Consider the following 14,777-nt stretch of genomic DNA (forward strand, 5'->3'; position numbering starts at 1 on the left):
CACCTGAAGAGGAAAGTTTGCTACGCTGAGTTAGAGGTCATACCAGTTGCTGGTATGGCCTCGCTTACCTTCACCTGATGACAACAAAAACAGTACAAGGGCCTCGCGCTATGCAGACACATATCAAAGTTCGTGGATATCACATGGACGTCTACCAACACGTTAACAACGCTCGTTATCTTGAGTTTCTCGAGGAGGCCCGCTGGGAAGGGCTGGAAAAAACGACGGGTTTCCAGTGGATGACGGAACACAACATCGCTTTCATCGTGGTGAACATCAATATCAGCTATCGCCGCCCGGCGGTGCTTGGCGACCTGCTTCGCATTGATAGCAAACTGCAGCAGATTAACGGTAAAAGTGGCGTGTTGAGCCAGGTAGTGACGCTGGAGCCCGAAGGCGAAGCCGTGGCCGACGCGCTGCTGACTTTCGTCTGCATTGATTTAAAAACGCAAAAGGCCGTTCCGTTAGAAGGTGAATTGCGTGAGAAACTGGAACAGATGATGGGTGCCTAAAATTGCTGGCAAAGAGGGAAAAAGCGTGGTTTTTCCCTCTTTGTGATTATCAGCCGAAAATCAATAAATTGATTTTCCTGTCTTTTTACGAACCGTTCGGTGTTTGTTCTATCAACAGAGATTTGTCACCACGCCGTTATGCCTTACTTCAGGCCAGTTTTTTGCTTCATTGCGGCCATGACCGCGGATTTGTTGGCCAGATAGTGGTTCAGGCCATTAGCACGCAGGTTGCAGGCGGCGCATTCGCCACAGCCGTCTCCCTGAATGCCGTTGTAGCAGGTCAGCGTCTCCTGACGGACTGTTTCCAGACTCTGCCAGTAATCGGCCAGCGCCCAGGTTTCCGCTTTGTCCAGCCACATCAGCGGCGTTTCAAACCGGATGTCTCTTGCCATCCCGAGGCTTACCGCGTGGTTCAGCGCTTTAACAAACTCGTCGCGGCAGTCCGGGTAGCCGGAGAAGTCCGTTTCGCAAACGCCGGTTATCACGGATTCCGCTTCAACCTGGTAAGCGTAAATCGCCGCCAGGGTCAGGAACAGGATATTACGGCCAGGTACGAAAGTACTTGGGATGCCTTTATCCTCAGGGTTGTAACCCGGTACCGGAATGCTGTCTCGCGTCAGGCTACTTACCGCCAGTTCGTTCAGCAGGGTAACGTCCAGGACTTTATGCGCACGTGCGCCAAGCTTCAACGATAGCTTTTGAGCGACGTCGATTTCTGCCCGATGGCGCTGACCATAATCAAAGGTTACGCAGTGGACTTCATCGTATTGCTGTAAGGCCTGGATCAGGCAGGTGGTGGAGTCCTGTCCGCCGCTGAAAACCACGACTGTACGTTTCATTCTCTAATCCTGTCGTTCATAAGAGTGTCTGGAAAAGGGTATGGTAACGCCCCGCCAGGCCGCGAGCCAGCTTCTTCACGCCATTCCCGGCGGTGGGAGCCAGGCTTCACAAAAATCAAACCAGCCCCAGGCATTCAATTCAATGCCGTTCACGCCGGGTGGGGCGCTTATCTGGTAGCGATAATTAAATAGCGGTGTGACTATGGCCTCCCGCATCAGGCCGTGAAAGACTTCTTTCAGGCCTTCATTACGTTCATGAGGATAAGGGTAAGCCTGCACGGCATCCAGCGTGGCCTGCAGGTGGGCGTAATGCCCGGCGCTTAATAAATTTGGCCACAGCACATCGCTACGAAGCCATTGCTCCAGGGTGTATTCCGGGGCCTCACCAATCAGCCTGTCGCCCATCACGATATCTGCCTGGCCTAAATCCCCGCAGCCAGCCCAGGTTTTGGCATCGTGAAAAATCACCGTCAGTTCGCAATCGCGCTCTGCTAAATAGCGCTTGAGCTGAAGGGCCATGGCGTGAAGCTCAACCGGTAAATGGTAAACCAGTGTGAGCTTTTTCGGTAACGCTACGGCTTTGTGTGCACCCCAACCGGGAATTTGCCAGCCAGGAATCATCTCTCGATTGGGGGTGATCAGCTCGCTGTTAAGCGGCAGCGTGGCGATCATCTCCGGTTCCCGGACAATTTGCATGATGGTTCTGGCCTGCGCGGCGCTGAGCCTTCCCTGTGGGCGGATCCCCAGATAGCAGAAGCCCAGGCTGATGCTGCTGCTCACCGGGCGCAGATTCTCCAGCTCATCCTGTTGACCGATGGCGATTTGCACCGGATGCAGGCAGCTTGTACCGAGTGCAGTTTCGAAAAGCTGCGGCGTTATCCAGTATTCAATGGCTTTCAGCAGCGGGTGTTTCAGGTGGTAGCTTTCAAAACTTTCCAGCCGCACCAGATTTGGCTTAAAACTGGCGATGCGGAACGGGCCGCAGCCCAGCTGAGTATCCTGTGGATGCGCCAGGCGGCTGCAATAGCTCGCCAGCCGGTGCGCGAGCCAATAGTCAGGCCGATGCAAAATAAAGCGCAGGCACTGCGCGTGCGGGATCTCGATGCGTTTGACGCTGATAAACAGCCGCCGGAGAGCGGGCAGTTCCAGCAACATCATCAGGCGCTGCTGGAGCTGGTGAGTTTCGACGGGTTCGCCGCTGTGCCAGTGAAGCGTTGAGCGAATAAAAAAGTCCCAGCACAGGCCCTTGTTTGATACTTGCCAGTGATGGGCGAGGTCAGGCTGGGGCTCCGGTCTTTCACGAGTAAAACGCGTGAGGCCGGAAAACACCTGCCCGGCGAGATGCTGTTCGGCCCGGCCCGGCAGAAAACCAGGGGCAACGGGATCGAGAGGGCGGTAATAAGGAATGCGCAGCGTTGGAACGTCGTTTTGCCACTGGCCGCCAAGGAACGGCTGTAATAGCTGGCGTAGCTGTTCCGGCGCAAGCTGGGCCAACTCCAGCGCGTTCTGATGCTGGCCCTTATCGAGAACCTGCTCCATCATGCCGGACCTGACGTTTTCCGGAGAAACCAGAAACGTCAGGTCACCGCGTTTACCGCGGCCAGACTGCGCGCGCCAGCGCAACCAGCCCGCGTCTTCAAGCTGATTAAGCAGCGTCCTGACGTGACGGTCGCTACAAAAACAGCGTTCGGCCAGCTCGGCAACGGTCACCTGCTGCGGTTCCCCGCCGGAAGGCTGCCATAAACGCTGGAACTGATTGAGTCGATTCAGAAGCCGCATAATAAACCCGGAACATTTTTTCCCAAGTATTCACTATTAGTTCCGTATATTCCAGAGGATACTTTTGCCTGTCACGTAACTTCTGGAGTAACCATGGCTCGTCTGGCTGCATTTGATATGGACGGCACGCTGCTGCTGCCCGACCATCACCTTGGGGACGCTACCCTGAACACGCTGAAGCGCCTGCGTGAAGAGCGGCAGATAACTCTGGCTTTTGCCACCGGCCGCCACGAGCTGGAGATGCGCCATATTCTCGGCAAGATCGATCTCGAAGCTTTTCTGATCACCGGTAACGGCACACGCATTCACAGCATGGAAGGTGAATTAATGCACCGTAACGATCTCTCGCCGTGGGCGGTAGAGACGGTATTGCACGGTCACTGGGACACGGAAGCCAGCATGCATGCCTTTAATGATTCAGGTTGGCTCACCAGCCATGAAATCCCGGAAATGCTTCATGCGCACGTATACAGCGGTTTTCGGCCGCATATCGTCGATCTTCGTACTTTACCGGCTCACGAAGTCACCAAGATCTGCTTCTGCGGCGATCATGACGATCTGTGTCGCCTGCGCATTCAGCTTAATGAAGCGCTGGGCGATCGGGCATTTATTTGCTTCTCGGCAATGGACTGCCTGGAAGTGCTGCCGGTGGGCAGCAACAAGGGCGCGGCGCTTGGCGTACTGAGCTCGCATTTAGGTTTCACACTGCAGGATTGCATGGCATTTGGCGACGCGATGAACGACCGCGAAATGCTCTCGGCGGTAGGGCACGGCCTGATTATGGGCAACGCCATGCCGCAGCTAAAAGCGGATTTACCCCATCTGCCGGTTATCGGCCACTGCCGTAATCAGGCGGTCTCGCACTATTTGACGCACTGGCTGGACACTCCACATCTCACCTATTCCCCCGAATATTGAGACCTTACAGCGCCGGGCATTTAGCCCGGTTTTTTTATACCCGTCATACTTCAAGCCGCAGGTGCGTTGACTGCACCCGTTCACCTCAGTCACATAGTTACCTATGCTCCTGAGGATTCACGGTCTTGCCGCCTTCCTGCAACTCGAATTATTTAGGGTATTGATATGAGACGAGCAATTTCAGCCTTAAACGGGGCAAGATCGCCGATATGATCGTTCACCCAGGCAGAGTTGTAGTAGGACTCAAGATAGCGTTCGCCGCTGTCGCAAAGCAGCGTCACGATAGAACCACTCCGGCCTTCCTCACGCATTCTCGCGGCAAGTTGCAGCACGCCCCACATATTGGTGCCGGTTGAGGCGCCCACTTTGCGGCCAAGCTGGGATTCCAGCCATTGCATAGTGGCGACGCTGGCGGCATCCGGAACGCGCATCATCTCGTCAATCACATCAGGAATAAAAGAAGGCTCACAGCGTGGGCGTCCAATACCTTCGATTTTGCTGCCGACATCGCTTTTCAGGCTGCAGTCACGCTGCTGCCAATAATCAAGAAATACTGAATTCTGCGGGTCGACGACCATTAGCTTAGTATCGTGTCCCTGGAAGCGAAGATAACGGCCAATGGTAGCTGAAGTTCCGCCGGTACCCGCGCTCATCACGATGTAATCCGGTACCGGGTGTGGCTCATGGGTCATCTGGCGGAAAATACTGTCGGCGATGTTGTTATTGCCGCGCCAGTCGGTTGCCCGTTCGGCGTAGGTGAACTGATCCATATAATGACCGTTCAGCTCGCGAGCGAGCATTTCCGAAGCGGCATAGATCTCGCAGGCGCTGTCTACAAAATGGCAGCGGCCGCCGTAGAATTCAATTTGTTCAATTTTGCGTTTTGCGGTGCTGGCTGGCATCACGGCGATAAACGGCAAGCCGAGCAGGCGAGCAAAATAGGCTTCAGATACCGCCGTTGAGCCAGAAGAGGCTTCGATAATCGTGGTGCCTTCTTTTATCCAGCCGTTACACAGCCCGTAAAGAAACAGCGAGCGCGCCAGGCGGTGCTTCAGGCTGCCGGTCGGGTGAGTACTCTCATCCTTCAGATACAGCTGAATACCCGGAAAAGCGGGCAAAGCCAGGCGGATAAGATGCGTATCCGCAGAGCGTTGATAGTCGGCATTGATCTCGCTGATGGCGTTGGTTACCCAGGTGCTGGTCATGGAAAATTCTCATTTATCAATTTGTGCTTAGCGTAATCTAAAGTCAGGATAAAAAAGTTGCCATTTTGCCTGTTTAGCGCTTCCATTAGAGAAAATATTTCTCTCTGGTGGTCCTGTGATAGATAAAATTGACCAAAAGCTGCTTGCGATGCTGCAGCAGGACTGTACCCTGTCTTTGCAGGCGCTGGCAGATGCCGTTAATCTGACCACCACCCCGTGCTGGAAACGCTTAAAACGCCTGGAAGACGAAGGCTATATTCGCGGCAAAGTTGCGCTGCTGGATCCGGAAAAACTTGGCCTTGGTCTTACGGCGTTTGTACTGATTAAAACCCAGCAGCACAGCAGCGAGTGGTACTGCAAATTTGTCTCGGTGGTGGAGGCCATGCCCGAAGTCCTGGGGTTCTGGCGCATGGCCGGCGAATATGACTACCTGATTCGGGTTCAGGTGGCTGATATGAAGCGGTACGACGACTTTTATAAGCGGCTGGTGAACGGCATCCCGGGATTAAGCGATGTCACTTCGAGTTTTGCCATGGAACAGATAAAATACACCACAGCATTACCTCTAACTTCCTGATTCCGCACTGTGCGGAACAGTAGCCTCTACTCTTTTGCCCTGGCCGGCAGGCAGCATTTCAGGACTTAAACTTCGTGCGATTATTTGCTCAATTAAGCTGGTACTTCACCCGCGAGTGGCGACGCTATCTCGGCGCGGTGGCATTGCTTATTATCATCGCCATTCTGCAGCTCGTGCCGCCGAAAGTGGTGGGCGTGATTGTGGATGGCGTAGTGCAGCAGCGTCTTTCTTCTCAGCAGGTGCTGATGTGGGTTGGCGTGATGCTGATTATTGCCGTGGTGGTTTATCTGGTGCGCTACGTCTGGCGCGTCCTGCTGTTTGGGGCGTCTTACCAGCTTGCGGTTGAGCTGCGGGAAAATTATTACCGCCAGCTAAGCCGGCACCATCCTGAGTTTTATCTCCGCCACCGCACCGGTGACCTGATGGCGCGCGCCACTAACGATGTCGATCGCGTGGTATTTGCCGCGGGGGAAGGGGTGCTAACGCTGGTGGATTCGCTGGTCATGGGCCTGGCGGTGCTAATCGTCATGTCCACCCAAATCAGCTGGCAGCTTACTCTGCTGGCGCTGTTGCCGATGCCGATTATGGCCGTGGTGATCAAACGCGACGGTGCCCGTTTGCATGACCGCTTCAAAGTAGCTCAGGCGGCATTCTCGGCCTTAAACGATCGCACGCAGGAAAGCATGACCAGCATCCGTATGATCAAGGCGTTTGGCCTTGAAGATCGGCAGTCGGCGCTGTTTGCCGCAGAAGCCCAGGATGCAGGGGCGAAAAACATGCGAGTCGCTCGCATTGATGCGCGTTTCGATCCCACCATTTATGTGGCGATTGGGGCAGCAAACCTGTTAGCCATCGGCGGCGGAAGCTGGATGGTTATCGACGGCACGCTTACCCTCGGGCAGCTCACCAGCTTTGTGATGTATCTTGGCCTGATGATTTGGCCGATGCTTGCGCTGGCCTGGATGTTCAATATTGTTGAGCGTGGAAGTGCGGCCTACAGCCGTATCCGTGCGATGCTGGAAGAAGAGCCGGGCGTGGTTGACGGTGATAAAACGCTGCCGGACGGGCGGGCTGAACTGGTGGCCTCGATTCGCCAGTTCCACTACCCACAGACTGCTCAGCCCACGCTGCAGAACGTCAACTTCACCCTTAAGCCTGGGGAAATGCTTGGCCTGTGCGGGCCAACGGGCTCGGGGAAAAGCACCATTCTCTCTCTGATTCAGCGTCATTTCGACGTGGAAGAGGGGGATATTCGCTACCACGATCTCCCGCTCACGGCGCTGAAAATTGACGGCTGGAGAAGCCGCCTGGCTATCGTTAACCAGACGCCATTCCTGTTCTCTGACACCGTTGCCAGCAACATTGCGCTGGGTAAGCCGGGCGCCACGCAGGAGGAGATTGAGCATGTCGCTCGTCTGGCAAGCGTCCATGAAGATATCCTGCGCTTGCCTCAAGGGTACGACACCGAAGTAGGCGAGCGCGGCGTGATGCTTTCCGGCGGGCAAAAACAGCGCATTTCCATTGCCAGGGCGCTGCTGCTGGACGCCGAGATCCTGATTCTGGACGATGCACTTTCCGCCGTTGACGGCCGTACCGAGCACCAGATTCTGCATAACCTGCGCCAGTGGGGCGAACACCGCACGGTCATTATCAGCGCGCACCGCCTGTCTGCGCTAACGGAAGCCAGCGAAATTCTGGTGATGCAGCACGGGCATATCGCCCAACGCGGCAGCCACGATAACCTGGCGTCTCAGCCGGGTTGGTACCGTGATATGTACCGTTATCAGCAGCTGGAGGCCGCGCTGGACGAGGCCCCGGAGCAGGAAGAAGTCAGGGAGAGCGCCAATGAGTCGTAAACAACAGTGGCCTACCATTAAGCGCCTGCTGGCTTACGGATCGCCGTGGCGCAAACCGCTGGGCGGAGCGATGCTCATGCTTTGGGTCGCGGCTGCCGCGGAGGTTTGTGGCCCGGTGCTGGTGAGCTATTTCATTGATAACCTGGTGGCGAAAAACCAAATGCCGCTTGGCCTCGCGGCCGGGCTGGCGGTGGCTTATATCCTGCTGTCGATTAGCGCCGCGGGGCTGCACTATCTTCAGGCGCTGCTGTTTAACCGGGCGGCGGTAGGCGTGGTGCAAAAACTGCGTACCGATGTGATGGATGCCGCGTTGCGCCAGCCGCTGAGCGCATTTGACACGCAGCCGGTCGGGCAATTGATCTCTCGCGTGACGAACGATACCGAGGTGATCCGTGACCTGTATGTCACCGTTGTAGCAACGGTGCTGCGCAGCGCGGCGCTGATTGGTGCCATGCTGGTGGCGATGTTTACGCTCGACTGGCGTATGGCGCTGGTGGCGATAACCATCTTCCCGGCGGTGATCGTCGTGATGTTTATCTACCAGCGTTACAGCACGCCGATTGTGCGCCGGGTCCGCGGCTATCTGGCGGACATCAACGACGGGTTTAACGAAGTTATCAACGGCATGAGCGTGATTCAGCAGTTTCGCCAGCAGGCCCGCTTCGGCGAACGCATGGGGCAGGCGAGCCGTTCTCACTATCTGGCGCGTATGCAAACCCTGCGGCTCGATGGCTGGCTTCTGCGGCCGCTGCTGAGCCTGTTTTCGGCGATGATTCTGTGCGGCCTGCTGATGCTGTTTGGCTTCACTTCTCGCGGCACTATCGAAGTCGGCGTGCTGTATGCCTTTATTAACTACCTTGGCCGACTGAACGAACCGCTTATCGAGCTGACCACCCAGCAGTCGATTCTGCAGCAGGCGGTGGTTGCCGGGGAGCGCGTGTTTGAGCTGATGGACGGCAAACGCCAGGATTACGGCAACGATAACCGGCCCCTCGCCAGCGGCGCTATCAGCGTCGACAATGTATCGTTTGCCTACCGTGGCGATCGTCTGGTGCTGCAGGACATTAATCTGGAAGTGCCTTCGCGCAGCTTTATTGCGCTGGTCGGGCATACCGGTAGCGGGAAAAGCACCCTGGCCAACCTGATGATGGGCTATTACCCGCTCACAAAAGGGGAAATTCGCCTTGATGGGCGGCCGCTGGACTCCCTCAGCCATGAAACGCTGCGCCGCGGCGTGGCGATGGTGCAGCAGGATCCGGTGGTGATGGCCGATTCGTTCTTTGCCAACGTTACGCTGGGGCGGGATATCAGCGAAGAGTCGGTCTGGCAGGCACTGGAGACGGTTCAGTTGGCCGAACTGGCGCGTGCGCTGCCGGAAGGTATCCATACTCGCCTGGGTGAGCAGGGGAACAATCTCTCGGTTGGCCAGAAGCAGCTACTTGCCCTGGCGCGCGTGCTGGTTGAAGCGCCGCAGATCCTGATCCTTGATGAGGCTACGGCGAACATTGACTCCGGCACCGAGCAGGCTATCCAGCGGGCGCTGGCGGCGGTACGTCAGCACACCACGCTGGTAGTGATTGCCCACCGCCTGTCCACCATTACCGACGCCAACACGATTCTGGTGCTGCATCGCGGCCTGGCCGTGGAACGCGGTACGCACAGCGAACTGCTGGCGCAGCAGGGTCGCTACTGGCAGATGTATCAGCTCCAGCTTGCCGGGGAGGAACTGGCCGCTTCAGCACAGGAAGAATCACTGACGGCCTGATGCACCACAACCATGCAACAGGCCGCATAAAAACCACCGCTTCTCCGCGTTGGTGCAAAACGAAAACGCATCCTGCACTGCAGTGGTGCGTTTTTTCTTTTCAGACTAATCCCGCCCGATCTCGCTCCCTGACCCGGCTTTCCGGTAACCCGCCTGAAACCTGAAAACGTGCTGAATCACGCGGTTTTTTTATTCCTGGCATGGGCTTTGCTTTGCTCTCTACGTGCAGGTAACGACCTAATTCTGAGTGGAGAGAATTTATGAAGCTGGTAACCGTGGTAATCAAACCGTTCAAGCTTGAAGACGTGCGTGAAGCGCTCTCTTCAATCGGTATTCAAGGGCTCACCGTTACTGAAGTTAAAGGTTTCGGTCGCCAGAAAGGCCATGCGGAGCTTTACCGTGGCGCCGAGTACAGCGTCAACTTTCTACCGAAAGTAAAAATTGATGTTGCTATTGCTGACGACCAGCTCGATGAAGTTATCGACGTGATTAGCAAAGCCGCCTACACCGGCAAAATCGGTGACGGGAAAATCTTCGTTGCAGAACTGCAACGCGTTATTCGTATTCGTACCGGCGAAGCCGACGAAGCCGCTCTGTAACTGCTGGCAAGCCTTGATTGGGATGGGAAAAATGAAAAAATTAGCTGCACTCCTTGGTTTAGGCGCCCTGGCATTACTGCCAACGCTCGCCTTCGCTGCGGACGCGCCTGCGGTCGCGGACAAAGCTGACAACGCCTTTATGATGATATGCACCGCGCTGGTGCTATTTATGACCATCCCAGGCCTTGCGCTCTTCTACGGTGGTCTGATTCGCTCCAAAAACGTGCTGTCGATGCTGACACAAATCTCCGTCACTTTCGCGCTGGTTTGCGTACTGTGGGTCGTCTATGGCTACAGCCTGGCATTTGGCACCGGGAACAACTTCTTCGGCAGCTTTGATTGGGTGATGCTGAAAAATATCCAGCTGAAAGCGCTGATGGGCACCTTCTATCAGTACATTCACGTTGCCTTCCAGGGCTCCTTCGCCTGTATCACCGTCGGACTGGTCGTCGGCTCTCTCTCCGAGCGCGTACGTTTTTCTGCGGTGGTGATTTTTGCTGCCGTCTGGCTGACGCTTTCCTATGTGCCGATTGCGCACATGGTGTGGGGCGGCGGTATTCTGGCTACACATGGCGCGCTGGACTTCGCGGGCGGTACCGTGGTGCACATTAACGCCGCTGTTGCAGGCCTGGTAGGTGCTTACCTGGTAGGCAAACGCGTTGGCTTCGGCAAAGAAGCGTTCAAGCCGCACAACCTGCCAATGGTGTTTATCGGCACCGCGATCCTGTACTTTGGCTGGTTCGGCTTCAACGCCGGTTCTGCTAGCGCGGCAAACGAAATCGCAGCTCTGGCGTTCGTCAATACCGTTGTTGCCACTGCCGCTGCAATTCTCTCGTGGGTCTTCGGCGAGTGGGCGCTGCGCGGTAAACCTTCTCTGCTGGGTGCCTGTTCCGGTGCCATCGCTGGTCTGGTTGGTATTACCCCTGCGTGTGGATACGTTGGCGTAGGCGGTGCGTTGCTGATTGGCCTGGTTGTGGGTCTGGCTGGCCTGTGGGGCGTGACGACGCTGAAAAAATGGCTCAACGTTGATGACCCATGTGATGTGTTCGGCGTGCACGGCGTCTGCGGCATCATCGGCTGTATCATGACCGGTATCTTCGCGGCAACGTCTCTGGGCGGCGTAGGTTATGCAGAAGGCGTGACCATGGGGCATCAGCTTCTGGTTCAGCTTGAAAGCGTGGCTATCACCATTGTCTGGTCTGGCGTGGTGGCGTTCATCGCCTTCAAGATTGCTGACCTGACCGTCGGTCTACGCGTACCAGAAGAGCAGGAACGCGAAGGTCTGGACGTCAACAGCCACGGCGAAAATGCTTACAACAACTAATTAGTCATGAGTTCTGAAAACCTCGCCTGGTCGGCGAGGTTTTTTTATTTCAGCGTTAACTACCCGCGATGGCGCATGACGCCTTCCTGAACCGTCGACGCGACCAGCACCCCATCCTGCGTATAAAACTCACCGCGAACAAAGCCGCGAGCGCTCGAAGCCGACGTACTTTCAACGCTATAAAGCAGCCATTCGTTCATGTCGAACGGACGGTGGAACCACATTGAGTGATCGATAGTCGCGACCTGCATCCCCGGCTCCAGGAAACCTACGCCATGCGGCTGTAAGGCGACCGGCAAGAAATTGAAGTCGGAGGCATAGCCGAGCAGGTACTGATGCACACGCAGATCCTGCGGCATGCTGCCGTTTGCGCGGATCCACACCTGGCGGGCCGGCCGATCGACGTGGCCTTTCAGCGGGTTGTGGAACACCACCGGGCGGATCTCCAGCGGCTTCTCGCTAAGGAACTTTTCTTTCGCATGCGGCGGCAGGAATTTCTCCAGCGAGCGGGCGATGTCTGTTTCGGACACCAGCCCGTCCGGTTTCGGTGCTGGGGGCATATCTTTCTGGTGCTCATAGCCAGATTCAGGCGCCTGGAATGACGCGGTCATGTAGAAGATAGGTTTGCCGTTCTGCACCGCAGCGACGCGGCGGGCGCTAAAACTGTTGCCGTCGCGCAGGGTTTCTACGTCATAAACAATCGGTTTTTGGCTGTCGCCTGGGCGTAAAAAATAGCTGTGGAAAGAGTGGACGAGACGGTCTTCCGGCACGGTTTCTTTTGCCGCGTAAAGCGCCTGGCCGACCACTTGCCCGCCGAATACCTGGCGTAAGCCTAAATCCTCGCTTTGGCCACGGAACAATCCCTCTTCGATTTTTTCCAGGTTAAGTAACGCCAATAAATTGCTGAGCGCCTGACTCATAAAATGTCCTCAATAAAAGGGAGATGTGGCAGATTTCCACGATTATAACATGCCCGCAAACGGCGTATTTGATGAGCCGATGCTGGGAACATTCCTGGTTTTGAGCAGAATTCAGTGATCTGTGCCACACTTAAAGCGTTAAGCGCGTTTTTCAGCGGGGTTCGTCCCCGGCGCTACATTGATAATAAGGAGAAAAAATCAATGAAACTTGTGCCTATGTTAAGTGCTTTGGCCATCGCGGCTGCTGTTGCAGGTTGTTCACATAAGAGTGCTGATGTGCCGACTCCTGCGCCGAGTGCGTCCGCCGGGGCTGCATCTGCCCAGCAATCCAACATCGCATTACCTAACGTCTCCGGTACGGCATGGATCCGTCAGCGCGTTGCTCTGCCGCCAGATGCTGTGCTGACTGTCACCGTTTCCGATGCCTCACTGGCCGATGCTCCTTCTAAAGTCATTGCCCAGAAAGTGACGCGTACCGAAGGTAAACAGGCGCCTTTCAGCTTCGTGATCCCGTTCAACCCGGCTGATATTCAGCCGAACGCGCGTATCCTGCTGAGCGCAGCCATTACCGTGGACGGTAAGCTGATGTTTATCACCGATACCTTCCAGCCGGTGATCAACCAGGGCGGGACAAAGGCCGACCTGACGCTGGTACCGGTACAAAATACGGCTATTCCGCTTCAGCAAGGCGGTGGGGCAGCAAGCACGGTGCCGTCAACCTCGCCGACTCAGGTAACGCCATCTTCGGCGGTGCCTGCGCCAACAACGTACTAAAACGAAACGCCCCCGAATGGGGGCGTTTTAATATTTCCAGCGGTAACGGAGCATATCGATATGCCCGTCTCCTGACACCATGACCCCTTCAGAAAGCAGCGCCTGGCGCTGACGCTGGAGATCCGGCCCTGTCAGTGAAATGATACCCTGTCGGTTCACCACCCGGTGCCACGGCAAACGGCTACCTTCCGGCAGGCTCTTAAGCACGCCTCCAACCTGGCGAGCGGCTCTCGGCGACCCGGCAAGCGCGGCAATTTCACCGTAGGTGGTAACGTAACCTTCGGGAATGGCGGCAACAATTTGGTAAACCCGCTGCGGGAAGGAATCGTGATTATCCATAGTGAACTCCTGACAAAATCGCTTCTAAGGATAATCGGCGGTGGGGAAAGCACCAAGTTAAACCGTTGATGCGCAATAAACCAACACCTGACCGCCGCTGGCTTGCAATTGCCGGGGTCTATGTGGATAATGCGCCAGCGCGTTGGATAACAACGCTCTCAATGGGGGCCCTGTTGGTTCTCCCGCAACACTAACTTGTGAACTCGGTCAGGTCCGGAAGGAAGCAGCCGCAGCAGGCGTCGTGTGTGCCGGGATGTAGCTGGCAGGGCCCCCACCCAATTCTGCCGTCGGCAAAAATTTTCCCCTCATAACCTTCTTATGCGTTCCGCTGGCTTATCAGCACATTATTCACGATCCGCAAGAATCAAACCGCCCGATACAGCACCAGTCATTCTTTTCATAACGATATAGTGACTCCGTATGTCCCGGAATTATCCACCTTGTCTCTTCGCCTGGTGGGCAGCTCAGGTAAATACACAGCCCGCATTGCCTGTGCAGCTGGCGTGGGATATCCGCTATACGGAAGGTCATCCCTTCGGCCTGCAAAGCTTTGCGGGTCTGAATCACCCCGAGTGTTGAATGGAATAAAAACAGAAAGTCGGCCATTAGCGCCTGCCTTTTTGTTGGCCAATCAGCGCGGCGCCTATGGCTCCTGCAAGCTGGGCGTCCGGGTGTGTGCGAACCTGCGTGCCTACATAACTTTCCAACATTCGGGTAAACGTATGGCTATGGCTGACGCCGCCGGTAAATAAAACCGGCCCCTCAGAAGCCAGCCGCCCGATAAAATTAGCGCTGCGCCGGGCCATGGCGTTAATGATTCCCGCCAGAATCGCTTCAGGAGGAACGCCCGCAGAGCGCAGGCTTATTACCTCGGATTCGGCAAACACCGTACACATGCTGGTTATGGCATGTGGTTCAACGCCTTCTGTAATGGTATCCAGCGTCTCCACGCTGGCGCCAAGCGTGCGGGATATGACTTCCAGAAAACGCCCCGTGCCTGCAGCGCATTTGTCGTTCATCAGGAAGTCGGTCAGGCTACCTTTTTCATCCAGCTGAATGACTTTACTGTCCTGACCGCCTATGTCGATAACGGTGCGGGTGTCTGGTGCCAGAAAGCGAGCCCCCAGCCCGTGGCAGGAAATCTCCGTCACCTGCTTATCGGCAAAATCGATCAGCTGGCGGCCATATCCGGTGAGGGTCAGAAAAGGGCGATTATCCAGCCCTGCGCTGAGGCGTTCCCAGGCACTGTTTATCGCCTCTGCCGGGCGAAAAGGCGTGGGGCACATAAAGCGGTCAACAATAACGCCATCTACCAGCAGAACGCCTTTTGTGGTGGTTGATCCGGAATCAATGCCTACTGAATAGTTCAC

General features: G+C 56.0%; 15 protein-coding genes and 1 other RNA gene. 9 read left to right on the forward strand and 7 right to left on the reverse strand.

All coding sequences use genetic code 11. The annotated features are described in order from the left end of the window. Positions 1–110: 110 nt before the first annotated feature. A complete protein-coding gene (locus CNE01S_RS09370) occupies positions 111–512 on the forward strand; it encodes a YbgC/FadM family acyl-CoA thioesterase (protein WP_061275411.1) in 402 nt (133 codons plus the stop codon). Positions 513–655: 143 nt separating this feature from the next. Here CNE01S_RS09370 and queC read toward each other — a convergent pair whose 3' ends face one another. Further along, on the reverse strand, positions 656–1,351 hold the full coding sequence (gene queC / locus CNE01S_RS09375) for a 7-cyano-7-deazaguanine synthase QueC (protein ID WP_061275413.1): 696 nt from the start codon (positions 1,349–1,351) through the stop codon (positions 656–658). A 75-nt stretch (positions 1,352–1,426) separates the two neighbouring features. Beyond that, positions 1,427–3,130, reverse strand: coding sequence for an SgrR family transcriptional regulator (locus CNE01S_RS09380; protein WP_061275414.1), 1,704 nt, complete (start codon positions 3,128–3,130; stop codon positions 1,427–1,429). Between the two features lie 93 nt (positions 3,131–3,223). Here CNE01S_RS09380 and cof point away from each other — a divergent pair, with 93 nt between their 5' ends. Beyond that, positions 3,224–4,048 (forward strand): HMP-PP phosphatase, encoded by an 825-nt coding sequence (cof, locus tag CNE01S_RS09385; protein WP_061275416.1) that lies wholly within the window; start codon positions 3,224–3,226, stop codon positions 4,046–4,048. A 152-nt stretch (positions 4,049–4,200) separates the two neighbouring features. On the opposite strand, the gene CNE01S_RS09390 is transcribed toward cof, so the two are convergent. Then, the gene (locus CNE01S_RS09390; RefSeq protein ID WP_061275418.1) at positions 4,201–5,253 is read right to left on the reverse strand and encodes a PLP-dependent cysteine synthase family protein; all 1,053 of its coding nucleotides are present in this window, start codon (positions 5,251–5,253) and stop codon (positions 4,201–4,203) included. A gap of 115 nt (positions 5,254–5,368) precedes the next feature. Here CNE01S_RS09390 and CNE01S_RS09395 point away from each other — a divergent pair, with 115 nt between their 5' ends. From CNE01S_RS09395 to amtB, 5 genes are all read left to right on the forward strand, one after another. Next, the gene (locus tag CNE01S_RS09395; protein WP_039290800.1) at positions 5,369–5,830 is read left to right on the forward strand and encodes an Lrp/AsnC family transcriptional regulator; all 462 of its coding nucleotides are present in this window, start codon (positions 5,369–5,371) and stop codon (positions 5,828–5,830) included. A gap of 74 nt (positions 5,831–5,904) precedes the next feature. Further along, a complete protein-coding gene (locus CNE01S_RS09400) occupies positions 5,905–7,686 on the forward strand; it encodes a SmdA family multidrug ABC transporter permease/ATP-binding protein (protein ID WP_061275421.1) in 1,782 nt (593 codons plus the stop codon). Further along, positions 7,676–9,451, forward strand: coding sequence for a SmdB family multidrug efflux ABC transporter permease/ATP-binding protein (locus CNE01S_RS09405; protein ID WP_061275424.1), 1,776 nt, complete (start codon positions 7,676–7,678; stop codon positions 9,449–9,451). The genes CNE01S_RS09400 and CNE01S_RS09405 overlap by 11 nt, the downstream gene beginning before the upstream one ends. 260 nt (positions 9,452–9,711) lie before the next feature. After that, positions 9,712–10,050 (forward strand): P-II family nitrogen regulator, encoded by a 339-nt coding sequence (gene glnK / locus CNE01S_RS09410; protein ID WP_002891893.1) that lies wholly within the window; start codon positions 9,712–9,714, stop codon positions 10,048–10,050. Positions 10,051–10,081: 31 nt separating this feature from the next. Beyond that, positions 10,082–11,374: an ammonium transporter AmtB gene (amtB, locus tag CNE01S_RS09415; RefSeq protein WP_008454653.1), complete on the forward strand. Its 1,293-nt coding sequence runs from the start codon at positions 10,082–10,084 to the stop codon at positions 11,372–11,374. 59 nt (positions 11,375–11,433) lie between these two features. On the opposite strand, the gene tesB is transcribed toward amtB, so the two are convergent. Further along, positions 11,434–12,294 (reverse strand): acyl-CoA thioesterase II, encoded by an 861-nt coding sequence (gene tesB, locus CNE01S_RS09420; RefSeq protein WP_061275425.1) that lies wholly within the window; start codon positions 12,292–12,294, stop codon positions 11,434–11,436. 201 nt (positions 12,295–12,495) lie between these two features. On the opposite strand from tesB, the gene CNE01S_RS09425 reads away from it, so the two are divergent. Continuing rightward, positions 12,496–13,068 carry a YbaY family lipoprotein gene (locus tag CNE01S_RS09425; RefSeq protein WP_061275427.1) on the forward strand — a complete coding sequence of 191 codons (573 nt, stop codon included), beginning with the start codon at positions 12,496–12,498 and terminating at the stop codon, positions 13,066–13,068. 27 nt (positions 13,069–13,095) lie between these two features. Here the strand turns inward: CNE01S_RS09425 and CNE01S_RS09430 are convergent, their stop codons facing one another. After that, positions 13,096–13,407, reverse strand: coding sequence for an MGMT family protein (locus CNE01S_RS09430; protein WP_061275429.1), 312 nt, complete (start codon positions 13,405–13,407; stop codon positions 13,096–13,098). Positions 13,408–13,578: 171 nt separating this feature from the next. On the opposite strand from CNE01S_RS09430, the gene ffs reads away from it, so the two are divergent. Further along, an RNA gene (gene ffs / locus CNE01S_RS09435) (signal recognition particle sRNA small type) lies at positions 13,579–13,675 on the forward strand. 80 nt (positions 13,676–13,755) lie between these two features. On the opposite strand, the gene CNE01S_RS24360 is transcribed toward ffs, so the two are convergent. Both CNE01S_RS24360 and yjiL read right to left on the reverse strand, forming a co-directional pair. Then, entirely contained in the window at positions 13,756–14,013 is a 258-nt protein-coding gene (locus CNE01S_RS24360) for a putative Se/S carrier protein (protein WP_072279124.1), read from the reverse strand. Continuing rightward, positions 14,013–14,777: a putative 2-hydroxyacyl-CoA dehydratase activator YjiL gene (gene yjiL, locus CNE01S_RS09440; RefSeq protein WP_061275431.1), complete on the reverse strand. Its 765-nt coding sequence runs from the start codon at positions 14,775–14,777 to the stop codon at positions 14,013–14,015. Before yjiL ends, CNE01S_RS24360 begins: the two co-directional genes overlap by 1 nt.

This window comes from Cedecea neteri NBRC 105707 = ATCC 33855 (assembly GCF_001571265.1).
GTDB classification, from domain to species: Bacteria; Pseudomonadota; Gammaproteobacteria; order Enterobacterales; family Enterobacteriaceae; genus Cedecea; species Cedecea neteri.